Source organism: Mesorhizobium sp. U510 (assembly GCF_059180695.1).
Map to the genome: position 1 here is coordinate 5,407,631 of NZ_CP180532.1, position 19,723 is coordinate 5,427,353.

At 63.4% G+C, this 19,723-nt stretch carries 22 protein-coding genes; 5 read left to right on the forward strand and 17 right to left on the reverse strand.

Features of this window, described 5'->3' with window-relative positions; genetic code table 11:
- Window position 1 precedes the first annotated feature (1 nt).
- Genes ACLGL5_RS28010 through ACLGL5_RS28025 form a run of 4 tightly spaced genes read right to left on the reverse strand, consistent with a single transcriptional unit; the run spans window position 2 to window position 3,849 of the window.
- Window positions 2–973, reverse strand: coding sequence for an ABC transporter substrate-binding protein (locus ACLGL5_RS28010; RefSeq protein ID WP_019859152.1), 972 nt, complete (start codon window positions 971–973; stop codon window positions 2–4).
- Window positions 974–1,014: 41 nt separating this feature from the next.
- Entirely contained in the window at window positions 1,015–2,169 is a 1,155-nt protein-coding gene (locus tag ACLGL5_RS28015; RefSeq protein WP_069092503.1) for an ABC transporter permease, read from the reverse strand.
- Window positions 2,166–3,044 (reverse strand): ABC transporter permease, encoded by an 879-nt coding sequence (locus tag ACLGL5_RS28020; protein ID WP_069092504.1) that lies wholly within the window; start codon window positions 3,042–3,044, stop codon window positions 2,166–2,168. Before ACLGL5_RS28020 ends, ACLGL5_RS28015 begins: the two co-directional genes overlap by 4 nt.
- 13 nt (window positions 3,045–3,057) lie before the next feature.
- Window positions 3,058–3,849 (reverse strand): ABC transporter ATP-binding protein, encoded by a 792-nt coding sequence (locus tag ACLGL5_RS28025; protein WP_069092505.1) that lies wholly within the window; start codon window positions 3,847–3,849, stop codon window positions 3,058–3,060.
- A gap of 130 nt (window positions 3,850–3,979) precedes the next feature.
- On the opposite strand from ACLGL5_RS28025, the gene ACLGL5_RS28030 reads away from it, so the two are divergent.
- Entirely contained in the window at window positions 3,980–4,384 is a 405-nt protein-coding gene (locus tag ACLGL5_RS28030; RefSeq protein ID WP_015317160.1) for a cupin domain-containing protein, read from the forward strand.
- Window positions 4,385–4,401: 17 nt separating this feature from the next.
- Here the strand turns inward: ACLGL5_RS28030 and ACLGL5_RS28035 are convergent, their stop codons facing one another.
- The 5 genes from ACLGL5_RS28035 to aptA form a co-directional block, all read right to left on the reverse strand.
- Window positions 4,402–4,785 carry a hypothetical protein gene (locus ACLGL5_RS28035; RefSeq protein WP_245307172.1) on the reverse strand — a complete coding sequence of 128 codons (384 nt, stop codon included), beginning with the start codon at window positions 4,783–4,785 and terminating at the stop codon, window positions 4,402–4,404.
- A gap of 24 nt (window positions 4,786–4,809) precedes the next feature.
- Window positions 4,810–5,181, reverse strand: coding sequence for a hypothetical protein (locus ACLGL5_RS28040; protein ID WP_069092506.1), 372 nt, complete (start codon window positions 5,179–5,181; stop codon window positions 4,810–4,812).
- Window positions 5,182–5,183: 2 nt separating this feature from the next.
- A complete protein-coding gene (gene hydA, locus ACLGL5_RS28045) occupies window positions 5,184–6,635 on the reverse strand; it encodes a dihydropyrimidinase (protein WP_038647796.1) in 1,452 nt (483 codons plus the stop codon).
- Window positions 6,636–6,700: 65 nt separating this feature from the next.
- Complete coding sequence (locus ACLGL5_RS28050) at window positions 6,701–7,951, reverse strand: Zn-dependent hydrolase (RefSeq protein ID WP_019859161.1); 1,251 nt, start codon at window positions 7,949–7,951, stop codon at window positions 6,701–6,703.
- A gap of 71 nt (window positions 7,952–8,022) precedes the next feature.
- Window positions 8,023–9,351, reverse strand: a complete 1,329-nt coding sequence (gene aptA / locus ACLGL5_RS28055) for an omega-aminotransferase AptA (RefSeq protein ID WP_020628924.1) — start codon at window positions 9,349–9,351, stop codon at window positions 8,023–8,025.
- 242 nt (window positions 9,352–9,593) lie between these two features.
- Here aptA and ACLGL5_RS28060 point away from each other — a divergent pair, with 242 nt between their 5' ends.
- Window positions 9,594–10,229, forward strand: coding sequence for a TetR family transcriptional regulator C-terminal domain-containing protein (locus tag ACLGL5_RS28060; protein ID WP_069092507.1), 636 nt, complete (start codon window positions 9,594–9,596; stop codon window positions 10,227–10,229).
- A gap of 15 nt (window positions 10,230–10,244) precedes the next feature.
- Here the strand turns inward: ACLGL5_RS28060 and ACLGL5_RS28065 are convergent, their stop codons facing one another.
- A complete protein-coding gene (locus tag ACLGL5_RS28065) occupies window positions 10,245–11,117 on the reverse strand; it encodes a helix-turn-helix transcriptional regulator (protein WP_019859164.1) in 873 nt (290 codons plus the stop codon).
- A gap of 104 nt (window positions 11,118–11,221) precedes the next feature.
- Here ACLGL5_RS28065 and ACLGL5_RS28070 point away from each other — a divergent pair, with 104 nt between their 5' ends.
- Together ACLGL5_RS28070 and ACLGL5_RS28075 are read left to right on the forward strand one after the other, a co-directional pair.
- Complete coding sequence (locus ACLGL5_RS28070; RefSeq protein WP_069092508.1) at window positions 11,222–12,061, forward strand: SDR family oxidoreductase; 840 nt, start codon at window positions 11,222–11,224, stop codon at window positions 12,059–12,061.
- Window positions 12,058–12,780 (forward strand): SDR family oxidoreductase, encoded by a 723-nt coding sequence (locus tag ACLGL5_RS28075; RefSeq protein ID WP_069092509.1) that lies wholly within the window; start codon window positions 12,058–12,060, stop codon window positions 12,778–12,780. Before ACLGL5_RS28070 ends, ACLGL5_RS28075 begins: the two co-directional genes overlap by 4 nt.
- Before the next feature lie 9 nt (window positions 12,781–12,789).
- Here ACLGL5_RS28075 and ACLGL5_RS28080 read toward each other — a convergent pair whose 3' ends face one another.
- The 7 genes from ACLGL5_RS28080 to ACLGL5_RS28110 all read right to left on the reverse strand — a co-directional run bounded on the left by ACLGL5_RS28080 (window position 12,790) and on the right by ACLGL5_RS28110 (window position 18,721).
- The gene (locus ACLGL5_RS28080) at window positions 12,790–13,167 is read right to left on the reverse strand and encodes a DoxX family protein (RefSeq protein WP_027047033.1); all 378 of its coding nucleotides are present in this window, start codon (window positions 13,165–13,167) and stop codon (window positions 12,790–12,792) included.
- Window positions 13,168–13,231: 64 nt separating this feature from the next.
- Window positions 13,232–13,690 (reverse strand): carboxymuconolactone decarboxylase family protein, encoded by a 459-nt coding sequence (locus tag ACLGL5_RS28085; protein ID WP_019859170.1) that lies wholly within the window; start codon window positions 13,688–13,690, stop codon window positions 13,232–13,234.
- 11 nt (window positions 13,691–13,701) lie between these two features.
- Entirely contained in the window at window positions 13,702–14,226 is a 525-nt protein-coding gene (locus tag ACLGL5_RS28090) for an RrF2 family transcriptional regulator (RefSeq protein WP_010910321.1), read from the reverse strand.
- Window positions 14,227–14,335: 109 nt separating this feature from the next.
- Window positions 14,336–15,649: an NAD-dependent dihydropyrimidine dehydrogenase subunit PreA gene (gene preA, locus ACLGL5_RS28095; protein ID WP_019859171.1), complete on the reverse strand. Its 1,314-nt coding sequence runs from the start codon at window positions 15,647–15,649 to the stop codon at window positions 14,336–14,338.
- 12 nt (window positions 15,650–15,661) lie between these two features.
- Window positions 15,662–16,504, reverse strand: a complete 843-nt coding sequence (locus ACLGL5_RS28100; RefSeq protein WP_019859172.1) for a class I SAM-dependent methyltransferase — start codon at window positions 16,502–16,504, stop codon at window positions 15,662–15,664.
- Between the two features lie 5 nt (window positions 16,505–16,509).
- Entirely contained in the window at window positions 16,510–17,865 is a 1,356-nt protein-coding gene (locus ACLGL5_RS28105; protein ID WP_019859174.1) for an NAD(P)-dependent oxidoreductase, read from the reverse strand.
- A gap of 121 nt (window positions 17,866–17,986) precedes the next feature.
- Window positions 17,987–18,721, reverse strand: coding sequence for a gamma-glutamylcyclotransferase (locus tag ACLGL5_RS28110; RefSeq protein WP_027047034.1), 735 nt, complete (start codon window positions 18,719–18,721; stop codon window positions 17,987–17,989).
- Window positions 18,722–18,886: 165 nt separating this feature from the next.
- Here ACLGL5_RS28110 and ACLGL5_RS28115 point away from each other — a divergent pair, with 165 nt between their 5' ends.
- Window positions 18,887–19,663, forward strand: coding sequence for a VOC family protein (locus ACLGL5_RS28115; protein WP_027047035.1), 777 nt, complete (start codon window positions 18,887–18,889; stop codon window positions 19,661–19,663).
- Window positions 19,664–19,723: the final 60 nt, after the last annotated feature.

Sequence of the window (19,723 nt, forward strand, 5' to 3'; positions counted from 1 at the left end):
GTTACTTGATCGCCTTGTCGGTGATCGCGGTGGTGTAGGCGCCTTTCGGCTCCTTGGTGATGATCTTCTGGTCGAGCAGCGCCTTGGCGGTGCGCTCATAGGTCGCCGGATCGAGCTTGCCGTCGGCATTGTCGATCAGCTTGGCGACTTCGCTCATCATGCGTTTCTGGTGGTTCTCGTCCTGGCCGCCGCCATCCATGACGATGCCTGCCGCTTCGTCATTGTTGTCGACGGCGTATTTCCAGCCCTTCATCGAGGCGCGCACGAAACGCACCATCTTGTCGGCGAAGGCCGGATCCTTGAGCTTGTCTTCCGACGCATAGAGCCCATCCTCGAGCAGGTCGTTGCCCATCGCCGAGTAGTTGAACACGGTGAGCTGTTCCGGCTTGTAGCCGGCGTCGATCAGCTGCCAGTACTCGTTGTAGGTCATGACCGAGATGCAATCGGCCTGCTTCTGGATCAGCGGCTGCACGTCAAAGCTCTGCTTGAGCACGGTGACACCGTCCTTGCCGCCATCGGTCTTGAGGCCAAGCTTGTTCATCCAGGCGTAGAACGGATATTCGTTGCCGAAGAACCAGACGCCCAGCGTATGACCCTTGAAATCGGCTTCGGTCTTGATCGGGCCGTCCTTCGGGCAGACCAGTTCCATGCCGGCCTTCTTGAACGGCTGGGCGATGTTGACCAGCGGCACGCCCTTTTCGCGCGCGGCGAGCGCGCCGCCCATCCAGTCGACGATGACATCGGCGCCGCCACCGGCGATCACCTGCTCGGGGGCGATGTCGGGACCGCCGGGCTTGATGTCGACGTCGAGGCCTTCTGCCTCATAGAAACCCTTGGCCTTGGCGACATAGTAGCCGGCAAACTGGGCCTGCGTGACCCATTTCAACTGCAACGTCACCTTGTCGGCGGCCATTGCCTGGAAGGCGGCGAGCGACATCGCGCCGGCCAGAACTGGAATGACAAGTCTTTTCATGTTTTTACCCTCTGAAGTTAGCACCCTTAAACCCACCGCCCCTATCCACCACGGACAGAGGGATGCCAAAACGTGACGGCTCTTTCGACAAGAGCGACCACGCCATAAAAGACCGAACCCGCAAGTGCTGCAACTGCGATTTCGGCCCAGACCATGTCGATGTTCATCCGCCCGACCTCGGTCGAGATGCGGAAGCCCATGCCGACGACGGGCGTGCCGAAGAACTCGGCGACGATGGCGCCGATCAGCGCCAGCGTCGAGTTGATCTTCAGCGCGTTGAAGATGAAGGGGGCGGCGGCCGGCAGCCTGAGCTTGATCAGCGTCGGCCAGTAGCCCGATGCATAGGTGCGCATCAGGTCGCGCTCCATATGGCCTGATGCGGCGAGCCCGGCGACCGTGTTCACCAGCATCGGGAAGAACGTCATGATGATGACGACCGCCGCCTTGGACTGCCAGTCGAAGCCGAACCACATGACCATGATGGGCGCCACGCCGATGATCGGCAGCGCCGAGACCATGTTGCCGATCGGCAAAAGCCCACGCCGCAGGAAGGGCACGCGGTCGGTGAGGATGGCGGTGATGAAGCCGGCGCCGCTGCCGACGACATAGCCGAAGATCACCGCCTTGAAGATGGTCTGCCGCACATCGGCGCCGAGCACCGGCAGCGAACCGGCAATGCGCGCGCCGATGGCGCTCGGCGGCGGCAACAGGATGAAGGGAATGCCGGCGCCGCGCGTCACCGCTTCCCAGATGATCAGGATCCAGGCTCCGAAGATGGCGGGGATGATCAGGCGCAGCGCGTTGCGGGCCGAGCCCGCCATCGGGCGAAGCCCCGACAGCACCGCCACGCAGCGCCAGCCAAGCAGCCAGGCGGCCGTGAGCAGCAGGAAATACGGCGCCAATGCCGTGCCTTCGAACCCCGCAATGCCCGAGATCAGCAGCGAGGCAACGAGATGGGCGCCGACAAACAGCACGCCGGCCTCCGCGAGCGATGGAATCCTGACCATCGAGACCAGCGCCGCCAAGATCGCCAGGCCGAGCATCAAGCCCTTGGTTCCGAGATAGGGATAGTTGATGCTGGCGGTCGGGTCCGCAAGCGCTGCCGCTTCCGGCTTCGACATCGCGCCGAGCGCGATTGCGATCACGCACAACACGATCGCCAGCACGGCTTGCCACGAAGGTTTCAGCCAGTTCATGCCGACCTCCCGCCCATGGCGCGGTCGACGATGCGCCCGGCCATGCCAACCACCATGACCAGCAGTGCCGCCACGATGGAACCCGCGACCAGAGCCGACCAGATGTCGATGGACTGGCTGTAATATGCGCCGGCGAGCAGCTTGGCACCGATGCCGGCGACCGCACCGGTCGGCAGTTCGCCGACGATGGCGCCGACCAGGCTCGCGGCCACCGCCACCTTCATAGAGGTGAACAGGAACGGTACCGAGGCCGGCACGCGCAGCTTCCAGAAGGTCTGCGAGGGGCTGGCATTGTAGGTGTGCATCAGGTCGAGATGCATGATTTCGGGCGAGCGCAGCCCCTTCACCATGCCAACCGTCACCGGGAAGAACGACAGATAGGTCGAGATCATCGCCTTCGGGATCAGCCCGGTGACGCCGATCGCCGCCAACACCACAATGATCATCGGCGCCACCGCCAGGATCGGAATCGTCTGCGAGGCGATGATCCACGGCATCAGGCTGCGGTCGAGCGTCGCCACATGCACGATGCCGACGGCGATGATGATGCCGAGCGCCGTGCCGAAGGCAAAGCCGAGCAGCGTCGACGACAGCGTCACCCACGCATTGTAGACGAGGCTGCGGCTAGAGGTGATGGGCCGCAGAAATGTGTTCTCGAAGAAGTTCATCGCCACCTGATGCGGCGCCGGCAGCGTCGGCTTCGGCTGCGCCAGTGTCTTGCCGATGAACTCGACGGTGCCGGGCGTTTCGTTGGCCCGGGTGTCGAGATCGCGCTGGAACGGCGCGTTGAGGATGACGGCGAAGACGTACCAGAGCACGACCACGCCGGCGAGGATCGAGGTCACGGGGACGAGCTTGTCGCGGAAGCTATCCATCTAGCGCTTCGCCTCAATCATCATAGCTGTGCCCTGCCCTCAAACCATCGCGCACGCGCGCGGCGATCGCCAGGAACTCGGGCGTCTCGCGGATATCGAGCGGCCGCTCCTTGGGCAGCGTCGATTCAATGATGTCGCTGACCCGGCCAGGGCGCGGCGACATGACGACGATGCGCGTCGACAGATACACGGCTTCCGGAATCGAGTGGGTGACGAAGCAGATGGTCTTGTTGGTGCGCGCCCACAACTGCAGCAATTGCTCGTTGAGGTGGTCGCGAACGATCTCGTCCAGCGCGCCGAACGGTTCGTCCATCAACAGCAGATCGGCGTCGAAGGCCAGCGCTCGGGCGATCGAGGCGCGCTGCTGCATGCCGCCGGAAAGCTGCCAGGGGTACTTCTTCTCGAAGCCCGCGAGGTTGACGAGGTCGAGCGTGCGCTTGATGCGCTCCGCCTGCTCGGCCTTCGACAGGCCCATGATCTCCAGCGGCAGGGCGACATTGCGCTCGATGGTGCGCCACGGAAACAGCGCGGCGGCCTGGAAGACATAGCCATAGGCGCGTTTCTCGCGTGCCTGCTCCGCGGTCATGCCGTTGACCGAGATCGTGCCCGAGGTCGGCTTCTCCAGATCGGCGATGACGCGCAGCAGCGTGGTCTTGCCGCAGCCGGACGGTCCGATGAAGGAGACGAACTCCCCCTTGCCGATGGTCAGATCGACATTGGACAGTGCCTGGACGGGGCCGTCATTGGTCTGGAAGGTGAGGCCAAGTTTGCTTGCCGCGACGACGGCTGGCGAAATCCCTGTCATCGGCTGCTGCCTGCCTGTTCCCGCCAAAGGGGCGCCGGCAGGAATCCGATTGCTTTTATCGCGATGTTGTTTTCCACTCGCCCTGTCCCATTGGCCCTGTTCCACGCAAATCGACGCCCGGAGTTCCCCGATGTCGCCCAAACCCACTTGTCATCTTATCCGCCCTGAAAGCACTTATGAAGGCAAGCAGGGATTGACCTATTTCGCCGGCATCGCCACTGAGTCGGTCGGCTCCTCCGGCATCTGCATGCATGTGCTCACCATGCCGCCCGGCGCCCGCGCCAAGGCGCATCTGCACGAGAACCATGAAACGGCGATCTACGTGCTCTCCGGCGAGGTCCATACCTGGTATGGCGACCGGCTCGAGCACCACATCGTCGTCAAGGCCGGCGACCTCTTCTACATTCCGGCCGGCGTACCGCATCTGCCGGCCAATCTGAGCAACGCTCCGTCCTCCGCCGTCATTGCGCGCACCGACCCCAACGAACAGGAGAGCGTCGTCCTGCTGCCGGAACTGGATGCGCTGGTCGCCTGAGGTCGACGGGATCGCCGTCATTTGCACCGCGAGACTTCCCCCATCACATTGCCGTCCGCATCGGCGATCGTCAGCTTCTTGCCGTTCTTGGCACTGCGCTTGATGGTGAAATTGGTCGGCGCCTGTCCCTCGTCGCCTTCCGCCTCACATGTCGCTGTCACCACCAGCGATCCGTCAGCCTGCGCTTGCGTCTTCGTGAACGTGCAGGCGCTGGCGGCGGTAATCAATTCCTTGTCGGTCAAAAGCAGCATCTGATCGGCGGCGACTTCCTGGCCGTTGCGGTTGATGCAGCCATATTTGTCGCCATAGGGTTTCGACAGATCAATGCTTGCCGCGGAAGCCTGTCCCGCCGCCAGCACAAGCGTCATCGCAACAGACAAGCCGAAACCGCGCATGCTCATCCCCAACTCCCAATGCTCACAACATCACGAACATGATTGCAGCGGCCCCAGTTCCTCAAGGCCGGGAATGGTGACGAAGAAACCATCCGCACCCTTGTTGGTGACCACGACTGTTTCGCTAGTCGTTCCCGCCTCGCCTTCGGCGGAACAGGTAGCGCGCAGCGATTGCGGACCCGGCATTGGGGTCAATTGCTGCTCGAACCGGCAACCGCTGCCATAGGTCTCGATGCCTTCCGCAGTCAGCAGGATGTAGGCATCACTGTTCTGATAACCGGCCTTGATGCCGGCACAGCCGACATCATTGCCCCAGGAGCATGCCAGCACGCCAGCCGCGGTTGCCGGGCCACCGGCAACTGCCGCCAAGACCATCGAGATGAGCGCGGCCGAACGCGCCAAGCCTAAACTCCCGTCGCCGGGATGCCTGTGCGCTCCACCTTGCGCGGCGCGGTGATCTCTTTCCACGTCGACAGCGCCCGGTTGACCGCGGCGTTCGGCTCGCGGCCGACGAACTGGCCGTGGCCGAGCTTTGCCTTCACCTCGGCCTCCTCGATCGACAATTCGCCGCGCGAGAACACGAAGCGCGGCAGGCCGGTCACCTCGACGCCTTCGAAGACGTTGTAGTCGATCACCGACTGCTGCTTCTTCGAGGTGATGGTTTTCTTGCGCTTCGGATCCCAGACGATGATGTCGGCGTCAGCGCCTTCGACGATAGCGCCCTTCTTCGGATACATGTTGAGGATCTTGGCGATGTTGGTCGAGGTCACCGCGACGAACTCGTTCATCGTCAGCCGCCCGGTGTTGACGCCCTTGGTCCACAGCACCGGCAGACGGTCTTCGAGGCCGCCTGTGCCGTTGGGGATCTTGGTGAAATCGCCGACGCCGAAGCGCTTCTGCTTGGTGGTGAAGGCGCAATGGTCGGTCGCCACCACCTGCAGCGACCCAGCCTGCAGGCCGGCCCACAGCGAATCCTGATGCAATTTGTTGCGGAAAGGCGGGCTCATCACCCGGCGCGCCGCATGGTCCCAGTCCTTGTTGAAATACTCCGTCTCGTCGAGCGTCAGATGCTGGACCAGCGGTTCGCCGAACACCCGCATGCCCTTTTGCCGTGCCCGCCGAATGGCCTCATGCGCCTGCTCGCAGGAGACATGCACGACATAGAGCGGCACGCCGGCCATGTCAGCAATCATGATGGCGCGATTGGTCGCCTCGCCCTCCACTTCGGGCGGTCGCGAATAGGCGTGACCTTCCGGACCGTTGTTGCCCGCGGCCAGCAGCTTCTGCGACAGGGCCGCGACCACGTCGCCATTCTCGGCATGCACCAGCGGCAGCGCGCCAAGGTCGGCGCAGCGCTGGAACGACGCATACATCTCGTCGTCATCCACCATCAGCGCTCCCTTGTAGGCCATGAAGTGCTTGAACGAGGTGATGCCTTTGTCGACGACGGTCGCCATCTCGTCGAACACCTGCTTGCCCCACCAGGTGATGGCCATGTGGAAGGAATAGTCGCAGGCAGCCTTGGAGGTCTTGTTGTCCCACATCTGCAGGGCCTCCAGCAGCGACTGCTGCGGCGCCGGCAGGCAGAAATCGACCACCATCGTCGTGCCGCCGGCAAGGGCGGCCCGCGTCCCGGATTCGAAATCGTCGGCCGAATAGGTGCCCATGAACGGCATTTCGAGATGCGTGTGCGGGTCGATGCCGCCCGGCATGACATAGCAACCGGTGGCGTCATACTCATGGTCGCCATGCAGGTCCGAACCGATGGCGACGATCTTGCCGTGGCTGAACAGCACGTCGGCCTTCCAGCTGCGGTCGGCGGTGACGACGGTGCCGTTCTTGATGACTTTGGTCATTGTCTTGTTCCCTTGTTCTCTTCGCGCTTCTTTGCGAGCGGCGTTTGGAATCTAGATGGCTAAGTTCACTCCACGATGACGGCGGTCTCCACCACCGCGTGGAACAGGACGTCGGCGCCGGCGCCGGCCCATTCCTTGGTGATTTCCTCGGCCTCGTTGTGTGACAACCCGTCGACACAGGGACACATCACCATGGCCGTCGGCGCGACGCGGTTGATCCAGCAGGCGTCGTGGCCGGCGCCCGAGACGATATTGCGGTGCGTATAGCCAAGCCGGTCAGCGGCATCGCGGATGGCCTTGACACATCCGGCATCAAAGGTGACGGGATCGAAATGGCCGACCTGCTCGACCTTGTACTGGATGTCGAGAGCCTCGCAGATCGTGTCGATGCCTTCGCGGACGCGCGCATCCATGGCGTCAAGCACTTCCTTCTCCGGCGAGCGGATGTCGATGGTGAAGACGGTGCGGCCGGCGATGATGTTGCGCGAATTGGGATAGGCTTCCATATGGCCAACCGCCCCGACGGCGTCGGGCTGGTAGTCCATGGCGATCTCGTGCACCAGCTCGATCACGCGGGCCATGCCGAGCCCGGCATTGCGGCGCTTGGGCATCGGCGTCGAGCCGGTATGGGCTTCCTTGCCGGTCAGCGTCACCTGCAGCCATTTCAGGCCCTGGCCATGGGTGACGACGCCGATGTCGATGTCCTCGTCCTCGAGGATCGGCCCCTGCTCGATATGCAGTTCGAAGAAGGCGTGGATCTTGCGATCGCCGACCTTCTCGGTGCCCTTCCAGCCGATGCGCTCCAGCTCCTCGCCGAATTTCTTGCCGTTCTTGTCCGTGTGCCCATAGACGTCGGCCTGGTCGAGCACACCGGCGAACACGCCCGACGCCATCATCGCCGGTGCGAAGCGCGCGCCTTCCTCGTTGGTCCAGTTGGTAACGACGATCGGATGTTTGGTCTTGATGCCGAGATCGTTGAGCGAGCGCACGATCTCCAGGCCGCCAAGCACGCCGAGCACGCCATCATATTTGCCGCCGGTCGGCTGCGTATCGAGATGGCTGCCGACGTAAACCGGCGGCAGGCTGGGGTCGGTGCCTTCGCGGCGGGCAAACATCGTGCCCATCTCGTCGACACCCATTTCGAGCCCGGCGGCATCGCACCAGCGCTTGAACAGATGCCGGCCCTCGCCGTCCTCGTCGGTCACGGTCTGGCGATTGTTGCCGCCGGCAATGCCGGGGCCGATCTTCGCCATCTCCATTATCGAATCCCACAAACGGTCTGAATTGATTCGCAGATTCTCGCCGGGTGCGGCCATTCAAAGTCCTTCCATTTCAAGATCTGGGCGGGTGGCGGTTCCCATCGCCACCCGCCCAGGTAAAAGCAAGTTTAGTCGATCGACCTCAGCACTTCACGCACATGGTCGATCAGTTCGTTGATCTGGCCCTTGGTGATGATCAGCGGCGGCGACAGCGCGATGATGTCGCCGGTGGTGCGGATCAGCGCGCCGCGCTCGAACGCCTTGACGAAGGCCGAGAAGGCACGCTTGGTCGGGCTGCCGGCGATCGGCGCCAGCTCGATCGCGCCGATCAGGCCGATGTTCCTGATGTCGATGACATGCGGCTCGCCCTTCAGCGAGTGCAGCGCGTCTTCCCAATAGGGCGCCAGTTCTTCACCACGGGTGAGCAGGCCCTCTTCCTTGTAGGTGTCGAGCGTACCCAGGGCCGCGGCGCAGGCAATCGGATTGCCCGAATAGGTGTAGCCGTGGAAGAACTCGATCATGTGCTCGGGGCCGGTCATGAAGGCGTCGTGGATTTCCTTCTTCACGAACACCGCGCCCATCGGGATGACGCCGTTGGAGACGCCCTTGGCGGTGGTCATGATGTCGGGCGTGACGCCGAAATAGTCGGCTGCGAACGGCGCGCCGAGACGGCCGAAACCGGTGATGACCTCGTCGAAGATCAAAAGGATGCCGTGCTTGGTGCAGATTTCGCGCAGCTTCTGCAGATAGCCCTTGGGCGGCAGGATGACGCCGGTGGAGCCGGCGACCGGCTCGACGATGACGGCGGCGATGGTCGAGGCGTCATGCAGGGCAACGATGCGCTCCAGTTCGTTGGCGAGCTCCGCGCCATATTCCGGCACGCCCTTCGAGAAGGCGTTCTTTTCCGGCAGATGCGTGTGCGGCATGTGGTCGACGCCGCCGAGCAGCGTGCCGAACATCTTGCGGTTGGAGACGATCCCGCCGACCGAGATGCCGCCGAAATTGACGCCGTGATAGCCGCGCTCGCGGCCGATGAGACGGGTACGCGCGCCCTCGCCCTTCATGCGGTGATAGGCAATCGCCATCTTCAGCGCCGTTTCGACCGATTCCGAACCGGAATTGGTGAAGAAGACATGGTCCATGCCCTTGGGCGCGATGTCGACCAGGCGGTTGGCCAGCTCGAACACGATCGGATGACCCATCTGGAAGGCTGGCGCGTAATCGAGTTCGGCGGCCTGGTGCTGGATCGCCTCGGTGATCTTCGGCCGGCAGTGGCCAGCATTGACGCACCACAGACCGGCGGTGCCGTCGAGCACCTTGCGGCCATCGCTGGTCGTGTAATGCATGTCCTTGGCGGACACGAACATGCGTGGCGCCTGCTTGAACTGCCGGTTTGCCGTGAACGGCATCCAGAATGCACTGAGATCGTTCGGCGTGACTTTCAGCCGGTTGGACATGACCAAGACTTCCCCTTGTAACCTGTTTCGGTGCGTCCAACGCTTGGTCCTTGCGCCATTTTCATGCTACGCAAATTTTTGACCGATTGGACAAACGTTAGCACCGCCCTGTCGGCGGTCAAGGGATTACTAGCGGAAATGCGGCTCCTGAAGTGCGTTCCACAGCCTAGGGAAAAACTGGTCCAGAGAATTGGTCCAGATGACCTTGAATGCGAGATTTGGCAACATGAGGGTTCGCAACGGTGAACACCGGCACGGAAGCCCCTCGCCGCACGCGCATCCAGCAGGAAAAGCGCGAACTCATCCTGGAGGCCGCGCTCGAAGTGTTCTCCACCCATGGCTTCCGCGGCTCGACCATCGACCAGATCGCCGAAGCGGCCGGCATGTCGAAGCCCAACCTGCTCTATTACTTCCGTCGCAAGGAGGACATTCACGAGACGCTGATGCAGCGCCTGCTCGATACCTGGCTGGCGCCGCTGCGCGAGCTCGACGACATCGGCGATCCGATGACCGAACTCAGGAGCTACATAAGGCGCAAGCTCGAAATGGCGCGCGATTTCCCGCGCGAGAGCCGGCTGTTCGCCAACGAAATCCTGCAAGGCGCGCCGCGCATCATGCCGCTGCTGGCGGGCGAGTTGAAAACGCTGGTCGATGAGAAAGCCGCCGTCATCAAGGGTTGGATGCGCGCCGGCAAGATCGCGAGGACCGATCCCTGGCACCTAATCTTCTCGATCTGGGCAACGACGCAGCACTACGCCGATTTCGACGTCCAGGTGCGCGCCGTGCTCGGGCCGAACCGTGGCGGCGACGGCCGCTTCGAGGACGCGGCAAGGTTCCTGGAGCAGTTGTTTCTTGAGGGGCTGAAGCCGAAGGGCTGACCCCGCCACGACGGCTCAGGCGCTACGCCGCTCGGCGGGGAGCGCGTCCAGCAAGGACTGCAGCTTGACGATCGAGTTCTGCTCGGCGAGCGGCGTGTAGACGATCAGCCTCATGTCAGAACCATCGTCGATCGACAGGCTCATGTGCTCGAATGTCATCGCACCCGCAATGGGGTGCCGCACATGCTTCACACCCGTCAGTCTTCGCGCCACGTCCCGCAGAGGCCACCAGTCACGGAACTCGGGGCTCGAGCGCATCATCAGCGCGATCAGCCGGTCGAAATCGGGATCACCGACATATTTGGCGCTTTCCGCGCGAAACGACGCGAGCACCACGCGGGCGAGTTCTTCCCAGTCGACCAGCAGACGGCGGTGGTGCGGGCTGGTGAACACCATGTGGACGATGTTGCGAGCGTCACCCTCCAGCAGGCCGTAGTCGCCGAACACCGCGACGGCCGCTCTGTTCCAGGCGAGTACGTCCCAGCGCCGACCAACGACGTAGGCGGGTTGCAGGACGAGGCTTTGCAACATGTGCAGCAAGGGACCATCGGCTTTCTCCGGCGCGGCGACGCGGCGCTCCGGCTGCTGACGCCCGGCAAGGATGAACAGGTGCCGCTTCTCGACGGCATCGAGGCGCAGCGCACCGCTAAGCGCCGTCAGCACCTCCACCGAAGGTCGCACGTCCCTGCCCTGTTCCAACCAAGTGTACCAGGTGGTGCCGACACCGGCGATCATCGCCACCTCTTCGCGGCGCAAGCCTGGCGTGCGGCGCCTGAGACCAGTCGAGATGCCGGTCGCCGAGGGTGTCAGCCTTTCGCGGCGCGAGCGCAGGAAAGCCCCAAGCTCGCGCCGGCGGCTGTCTTCAGCGGAATGAGACGGAGCATCCATGACGCGTACTATAGCAGTATTGATACCAGGATAAAGTTTGAACTGTTTGAGATCGGCCAGACGTCCCATCTTGCCTTCAGAGCAGCAGACAGGAGGCTCTGGACATGGACCTGAAAGACAAGACAATCCTCATCACCGGCTCGACCGACGGCGTCGGCCGCGTCGTCGCGCAAAGGCTGGGTGCCGACGGCGCCCGGGTGCTGGTGCATGGCCGCGATGCGGCGCGCGGCAAGGCAGCGGTCGCCGAGATCGAATCGGCCGGCGGCAAGGCCGAGTTCCTCGCCGCCGACCTTGCTTCGCTGGCCGAAATTCGCCACCTCGCCGAGGCGGTACGTGCCCGAACGAACCGGCTCGATATCCTCATCAACAATGCCGGCATCGGCACGGCAGGCGCCAAGCGGCAGGTCAGCGCCGATGGCTACGAATTGCGTTTCGCCGTCAACTATCTTGCCGGCTTCCTGTTGACCTCGGAGCTTCTGCCGCTGCTGAAGGCCAGCGCTCCGGCGCGCATCGTCAACGTCGCCTCGGCCGGCCAGCAGGCGATCGATTTCGGCGACGTGATGCTCACCCACGGCTATAGCGGCGTACGCGCCTATTGCCAGAGCAAGCTGGCGCAAATCCTGTTCACCGTCGATCTGGCGGAACAGCTGAAAGGCACCGGCGTCACCGTCAACGCGCTGCATCCGGCGAGCTACATGAACACCACCATGGTCCGGCAGGCCGGCGTGACGCCATGGAGTTCGGTCGAGACCGGCGCCGAAGCCATCGTGAACCTTGCCGCCTCACCCGCGCTCGCAGGCCGCAGCGGCCTCTATTTCGACGGACTGCGCGAAGCCCGCGCCGATGCCCAGGCTTACGACGCCAGGGCACGGCAACAATTGCGAAAGCTGAGCCTCGACCTTATCGGCCCGGCCTCCTCAAAATCGAAGGACCTGAATTCATGAGCGACAGAACGGAACACACAGTCATTATCGGCGGCTCGTCCGGCATCGGCCTGGCGACCGCGCGAAAACTGCTCGGCCCGGGCATGAAGGTGACGATCACAGGGCGCAACCAGGACAAGCTTATCAGCGCCTGGAAGAGCCTCGGCGGCGCCGCCGACAAGGCTGCGTTCGATGCGTCGAAACCGCATGAGGTCCACCAGTTCTTCGAGCGCCTCGGCCCGTTCGACCACCTCGTCCTGGCGGCCAGCGGCGGCAAGGGCCTTGGCCCGTTCGAGACGCTTGACCTTGCCGATATCGGCAGCGGCGTCGAAGAGAAGGTGCGGCCGCAACTGTCCTGCCTGCAGGCGGCATTGCCGACGCTTAACAGATCTGGATCGGTGACCTTCATATCTGCGGTGTCGGCTCAGGCCACAATGCCCGGCATCGCGGGTATCGGCGCGATAAACGGCATGCTCTTGACCGTGGCGCCGATCCTGGCGGTCGAGCTGAAACCCCTGCGCGTCAACGTCGTGGCGCCCGGCGTCATCGACACGCCGTGGTGGGATTTTCTGCCCGACGACCAGCGGCAGGCGGTCTTTGCGGAATATGCCGGCAAGACGCCGGTCGGCCGCATCGGCCGCGCCGAGGATGTCGCCTCAGCGATAGCCTTCCTCGTCTCCAACGGCTTCATGACCGGCCAGGTGCTGACCTGCGATGGTGGGTTGCGGTTCGCGGCCTGACTCCTGCCCCTAAAGTGACTGAGCGATCAACGTCAGGAAACCGCCGCCCAGCGCGACATTGCCGACGAAGCCGTTGATGCGCGCCGCGCGGTCCGGGCCTTGGTGGTCCCAGAAATTGTGGAACATCGGCGTGGCGGCAATCAGGAACAGCACCAGCACCGCGCAGGCGGTTGCCGTCCACAGGCCGGCCATCACCAGGAGACCGGCGATGATCTGGAGCACAATGCCGGCCCACAGCGCCAATCGCGCTTGCGGCACGCCGCGCGCCGCCATCAGCCCGGTCAGGAAGACCGCGTTCTGGATGTTGCGCAGGCCGGCGAAGACGAAGGCGCCGCCAAGCAGCAGGCGGCCCAGAAACAACAAGGTCGATGGCAAATCGGCAGGCATAAAACACTCCCTTTGAAACAATGGGGAGCGCCGTCTCCTCGACGGCGCTCCAATAGCGATAAGATTAGGCGGCCTTGGCGGCCGGCATCGGATGAATGGCCTGGAACGGGACGCAAAGCCGATTCCAGGTGTTGATCATGCCGAGCGCCACCGACAGCTTGACCAACTCCTCTTCCGAGAAATGCTCAAGCGTGCGGGCATAGAGCTCATCCGACACACCATTGTTGGCGATCAGGGTCACCGCCTCGGTCCAGGCGAAAGCGGCGCGCTCGCGTTCGGAAAACAGCGGCGATTCCTTCCAGGCCGCGACGAGATAGAGCCGCTGCTCGGTTTCGCCGTCGCGCCGCGCCTCGCGGCTGTGCATTTCGACGCAGAAGGAACAGCCGTTGATCTGCGAGGCCCTGAGCTTGATCAGATGCAACAGACTGACCTCCAGCCCGCATTCGTCGACCGCCTTGTTCAGCGCCGACACCGCTTTCATGATCTCCGGCGCCTTGGCGAAGAATTGCATCCTCTGTTTCATCTAATGTCCTTTCACATCTGCTTTTGGGGGGTTGAACTGGATTTCTGCGGCCGCTGGTGGCGCGCCACGAAAGCGCAACTGGCGGCAAAGGATCGCGGATCGCCTTCTGCCGCGTAATCCGCCACGATGTCGGACAGCTTCACTTCAGCAAGCGCTGCCCGATAGGCGCGCTCGGCCTTGAGCATCGCGGCATTGATGCCGCAGGGTTTGACATAGGCCGAGGCATCGATCTTGACCGGACCGTTGCGGCGGATCTCACCGCAGCGGAATGCCGGTTCGCGCCCTTCTATGGCCAGCACGATATCGAGCAGAGTGATGCGTTCGGCCGCCCGCGCCAGCCGATAGCCACCCGCCGGCCCCGGCACCGATTCCAGGATGCTCGCGGCGGTCAGCATGTTGAGATGCTTTAGCAGATAGCTCGCCGACAGGCCGAAACACTCAGCGAGAGCAGCGCCCGGCATGGTGCTGTTGCCCTCGACGCTCGCCAGCGTGGCGGTGCAGTGGATGGCCGCCTCAACGCCCTCGCCCAGCTTCATGATGCCGATCTCCCTTTCGTTGATATCTTTTATCGTGGATATTTCTTATCTGCAATAGGAAAGTGAAAAACGGCGCCCGAAGGCGCCGCTTTTTTGTTGAATGCCGCCCCTACTCCGCGGCCACCTTGGCCATCGGGTTGTTCGGATGCGTCGTCCAGTTGGCGTAGATCGGCGACACCGGCTTGCCGGTGCGCTGGTCCATGACGCCGGCGGCCAGCGGCTCCATGGTGATGCAGTTCTCGACCGGGCAGACATTGACGCACAGATTGCAGCCGACGCATTCGGCCTCGATCACCTCGAAATGCCTCACGCCATCGACCATGCTGGTGATCGCCTGGTGCGAAGTGTCCTCGCAGGCGATGTGGCAGCGGCCGCATTTGATGCAGGCGTCCTGGTCGATATGCGCCTTGGCGACATAGTTGAGGTTGAGATACTGCCAGTCGGTGACGTTGGGCGTGGCGCGGCCGATAATGTCGTCGAGCGAGCGGTGGCCCTTCTCGTCCATCCAGTTTTCGAGACCCGCGATCATCTCCTGCACGATCTTGAAGCCGTAGGTCATCGCCGCCGTGCACACCTGCACATTGCCTGCGCCGAGCGCCAGGAATTCGGCCGCGTCGCGCCAGGTGGTGATGCCGCCAATGCCCGAGATCGGCAGGCCGTGTGTCTCCGGATCACGCGCGATTTCGGCCACCATGTTCATGGCGATCGGCTTCACCGCTGGGCCGCAATAGCCGCCATGCGAGCCTTTGCCGTCGATGGTCGGCATCGGCGCGAAGCTGTCGAGGTCGACACCGGTGATCGAATTGATGGTGTTGATCAGCGACACCGCGTCGGTGCCGCCGGCATGCGCCGCACGCGCGGGCTTGCGGATATCGGTGATGTTGGGCGTCAGCTTGGTGATGACGGGCATGCGCGTATACTGCTTGCACCAGCGCACCACCATTTCGATATATTCCGGCACCTGGCCGACGGCGGCACCCATGCCGCGTTCCGACATGCCGTGCGGGCAGCCGAAATTGAGCTCGATGCCGTCGGCGCCGGTCTCCTCGACCAGCGGCAGGATGGCTTTCCAGCTTGCCTCTTCGCAAGGCACCATGATCGAAGCGATCAGCGCCCGATCGGGCCAGTCCATCTTGACCTGCTTCATCTCGCGCAGATTGGTCTGAAGGTCACGATCAGTGATCAGCTCGATGTTGTTGAGGCCGAGCAGGCGCCGGTCGGCGCCCCATATCGCGCCATATCGCGGGCCGTTGACGTTGACGACCGGCGGGCCTTCCTCGCCCAGCGTCTTCCACACCACGCCGCCCCAGCCTGCCTTGAAGGCGCGGATGACATTGTAGGCCTTGTCGGTCGGCGGCGCCGAGGCCAGCCAGAACGGATTTGGCGATTTGATGCCGACGAAATTGTTGCGGAGGTCTGCCATGACAGGTCCCTTTCAGCCGAGACGAAGAAGCAGTTCAACGGGTGCGAGAATACCGCCTTCAAGCGCGGCGGTGACATTGGCGATCTTGGTATGGGCGTCTTCGCCCATGACGAGGCCGACGCCGGGCGGCGGCTTCTTGCCTTCCGCTTGCGCGGCGGCCATCCGGGCACGCGTCGCGGCGAAGAATTCGACGGCGAAAGCACCGCGCCGCCGCTCGGCGACGACGGAGAAGCCGGAAGCCGTGGCAGCCGAGCGATAGTCGTCGGGCGTAGCAACGAAGGACATGCTCTCGTCCGAAGCCCATGGCAGCGGATAGGTCAGCGCGCCGTCCTTGAGCCGCATCACGTCGTAGACGGCGAAGACGCCGCCCGGCTTGAGCACACGCGCGGCCTCGCCCATCAGCTTTTTCTTGTCGGGAAGGTTCATGCCGACATGCAGGATCATGGCCGCGTCGAAGCCAGCATCGGCGAACGGCATGTCCAGCGCGCTGCCTTGCACGAAGTGCGTCCTGTCGGCCATTTCAGTGCGCTTCGACAGGCTGGTCGCGATATCGACATAACTTTGCGTGAGATCGATGCCGGTGACATCGGCCCCGGCTTCGTTGGCGGCAAAACGGGCGGGACCGCCCACGCCGGAACCAATATCGAGCAGCATGGCTCCTGGTTTCAGCCCCATCTGCCCGATGAGTTCCCTTGTGGCGGCGATACCGCCAATGTGGAATTCGTCGACCGCTTCGAGATCGCCGGCACGCAGATGGGCAACGTCCACGCCCGTATCGGCGAGCGCGGCAAGGATGCGCTGCTCGAGACCCGCTATGTCGTAGTGACGGGCGATGCCCGGTTCCACCGTGGCCATGATCCTTATCCCTGCGTCAAACTCCTGTGTATGCTTTCCGCCGCATCGCGCCCTTGCGCCACGGCCGAAACGGTCAGGTCGTCACCGCCAAAGATGCAGTCGCCGCCGGCCCAGACTTTCGCCAGCGAGGTGCGCCCTTCCCCATCGACCTTTATACGCCCGGCTTCGAGCTCGATCGAGGCCTCGCTGCCGTTGAGCGCGGCCGGGACAAAGCTCTGGCCGATCGCCTTGAACACCTGGTCGGCGACGAGCGTCAGCGTCTCGCCGGTACCGGCAAGCTTGTCGCCCTTCAATGCCGTGTATTCGAGTTCGATGCCCGACACTTGGCCGGCGTCAGCGATCACCCGCTTCGGCTGCAGCCAATGGCGTATGGTGACGCCGTTGGCGGCGGCCAGGTCCTGCTCGAACCCGGAGGCGTTCATATGCTCCTGGCCGCGACGGTAGCAGATCGTCACCTCCTCGGCGCCGAGCAGCTTCGACTGCACGGCGGCGTCGATCGCCGTCATGCCGCCGCCGATGACGACGACGCGGCGGCCGACAGGCAGGCTGGCGAGATCGCCGGCCTGGCGCAGCTCGGCGATAAACTCTACCGCATTGGTGACGCCGGCGGCATCCTCGCCATCGGCGCGCAGCGCGTTGACGCCGCCAAGCCCCATGCCGAGGAACACCGCGTCATAATTGCGGATCAGGTCGGAGAGCTGGTAGTCGCGGCCGAGCGCCTTGCCGTTCTGGATGTCAATGCCGCCGATCGCCGTGACATAATCGACCTCGGCCTGGGCGAAATTGTCGACGCTCTTATAGGCGGCGATGCCGTATTCGTTGAGGCCGCCGGCCTTCGGCCGCGCCTCCAATATGGTCACGTCATGGCCATGGCGGGCGAGCCGGTGCGCGGCGGCAAGGCCGGCCGGGCCGGCGCCGACCACGGCAACCGTCTTTCCGGTCGGCTCCGGGCGAGGATAGAACTGCTTGTTCTCGGCCATGGCGACATCGGTGGCGTAGCGTTGCAGGCGGCCGATCTGCACCGGCTTGCCTTCCGCCACCTCGCGCACGCAGACCTCTTCGCAAAGCGTCTCGGTCGGGCAGACGCGGGCGCACATGCCACCCAAAATGTTCTGGTCGAAGATCGTCTTGGCCGAACCGATCGGATTGCCGGTCGAGATCTGGCGGATGAACAGCGGGATGTCGATCGAGGTCGGACACGCGTTCATGCACGGCGCGTCGTAGCAGAAATAGCAGCGGTCGGATTCGACCAACGCCTCGTGATGATCGAGCGGCGGATGCAGGTCGGAAAAATTGTCCGCATACTGCTCGGCTGGAAGCCGGCCGCCGACGATACCTTCCTTGAACTGGCCTTCTGGCATTGTCAGTTCCCCATGTTTTCGTTTTGGGGAAGGCTAGCACGTTTTATTTTTTTATCAATTGGTCAATTTTTGGCACAAGCTGCTGAAAAGGCTCGATAAAAACATGATTTTTTTACTCATGTTATGCAGTGGACGGCTGCTCTTGCCTGGGTGCGCTACCCTCGTCGACCGGCCGGCCATGGAGTGCCCGGACCTCGTCCGCCACCAGTTCCTGCAGTCGCCACAGATTTCGGTCATGGATGCCGAACGCTTCGAGATGGCTGACCGTGTTGTAGAGATATTCGGCGCCGGAACCGATATGGCCGCAGGCCCTGGCCAATATGCTCGCCACTCTGTCCAGCGGCTGGCTGAGCGACGTTCCCCTGCCCTTCACGCCGACCCAGAAACCCAGCGCCCGCAGCGCGCCTTGCGCCGTATGCACCGGCAGCCACCTGACCGAGCTGACGCTCTCATGGTCGCTGATCTCGCGGCGCAGCAGCCTTTCGATCTGCGCCGGCTTTTCACCTTCCGGTAATCGGTAGATCACGCCGTTGCAGCGACCGCCGCGTTCGAGCGCCATCATCAGCCCCGGCTGCGCAGCACTGCCGCGCCAGCGGACCATGTCGAGGCAGAAGGAGCGATGCCAGCCGAAGGCCGTGGCGAGCCGTTGCTCGACCGATTCGAATTCCGGCTTCCAGATCAGCGAGCCGTAGGCAAACACCCACAGCGGCCCCTCATCCGCTTCGCCGGACAGCCGCGATGCAAGGGTCTGGAAATCCCCGTCCTTCAGCTCCGTCCAACTCAAGTCTGGGCCAGGATCGGCCTCTTCCCTGTGGCACAGTGCGACAAGCTCCGGCGTGAGCGACATCTGGCGCATGAACACCCCCTTTGCCGTAGAGAAATCGAAAATCGCGGGGCACGCAACCGGGAACGCATGTCATGGGCAGGCATTATTGTCCGGGCGGTTGTCGGAATCCCGTATCTTGGATCGTCCTGCGGTGGATCGGACAACGATCGATGCTGAACCGTGAGGAGACCGACCATGCCGAAATCCCCAATGCCCTTCTTCTGGTACGAGCTGATGACTTCCGACCTCGACGCCGCCGAGGCCTTTTACACCAAGGTTGTCGGCTGGACGGCGCAGCCCTTCGACAAAGCGCCCGGCATGCCGCGCTACATCGTCATGAATGTCGGCGAGCGTGGCGTCGGCGGGCTGATGACGATGCCCGAGGATGTCAGGAAGATGGGAGCGCCGCCGGCCTGGCTGGGCTACATCCATACCAACGACGTGGACGCCTCGACCAAATCCTTGAAAGCCGCCGGCGGCGGCGTTCACTGCGAACCCAGCGACATTCCGGGCGTCGGCCGCTTCGCCGTGGTCGCCGACCCGCAAGGCGCGACCTTCATGTTCCTGCAGCCCAACGGCCCCGACCAGCCCGTCGTGCCAGCCAGCACACCTGGCCATATCGGCTGGCACGAGCTCTACACCAGCGATTGGAAGGCCGCGTTCGACTTCTATTCCGGCCAGTTCGGCTGGACCAATGCCGGTGATTTCGACATGGGCCCGATGGGCATCTACCAGACGTTTACGGCCGGCCCCGAGTCCGGCGGCGGCATCATGAACAAGCCTGCGCAAATCCCCGTCCCGGTCTGGCAGTTCTATTTCAACGTCACCGGCATCGACGCGTCCGCAAGACGCGTCACCGACAATGGCGGCAAGATCTTGATGGGCCCGATGGAGGCGCCCGGCGGCAGCTGGATCGTGCAGTGCCAGGATCCGCAGGGCGCGCATTTCGCGCTGATGGCGCCGGTGCGCTGACGGCAGCTTCGCCGGCACGAAGCGGCGGCCTTTCATCTCACCACCGATGAAAGGCCGTAT